Source organism: Pantoea sp. Cy-639 (assembly GCF_011752525.1).
Taxonomy (GTDB): domain Bacteria; phylum Pseudomonadota; class Gammaproteobacteria; order Pseudomonadales; family Pseudomonadaceae; genus Aquipseudomonas.
The window spans coordinates 1-631 of the sequence record NZ_VWXI01000051.1; the positions used below are offsets into that span (position 1 = coordinate 1).

Annotated in this window: 1 protein-coding gene; it reads right to left on the minus strand. The window is 69.4% G+C overall.

Going from position 1 to position 631, the window contains the following annotated elements; genetic code table 11:
• Nucleotides 1–631 (minus strand): AMP-binding enzyme (locus tag F3J43_RS23675; RefSeq protein WP_166893018.1); only part of this gene is annotated, 631 nt, incomplete at both ends.

The window sequence follows — 631 nt, forward strand, 5'->3', positions numbered from 1 at the left end:
CCGGCCTTGCGCATGCGCTCGATCAGGCTTACCGCCAGCAGCGAGTGGCCGCCCAGTTCGAAGAAGTGGTCGTGACGACCGACCTGCTCGACCTTGAGCACCTCGGCCCAGAGCGCGGCCAAGGCCATTTCGATTGCGCCCTGCGGTGCCTCGAAGGTGCGGCTGACCACGGCATCGCTGCCCGGCTGCGGCAACGCGCGACGATCAAGCTTGCCGTTGGCGGTCAGCGGCAGTGCCTCCAGCTGCACGTAGGCCGCGGGCAGCATGTAGTCCGGCAATTGACCTTGCAGGCGCTCGTGCAGCTCGGCGATAGCAGGCGCCACGCCGTTGGTGGTGAAGTACGCCACCAGGCGCTTGTCGCCCGGCGCGTCCTCGCGCACCACCACCGCGGTGTCGCGCACCCCGGCGCACTCGCCCAGCCGCGCCTCGATCTCGCCCAGTTCGATGCGGAAGCCCCGCAGCTTGATCTGCTGGTCGGCACGGCCCAGGTAGCGCAAGGTGCCATCGGCCTGCCAGCAGACCAGGTCGCCACTGCGGTACATGGTGCCGCCATTGAACGGATCGGCCAGGAAGCGCTCGGCGGTCAGCTCCGGCTGGCCCAGGTAGCCCAGGGCCACACCGTCACCGGCGA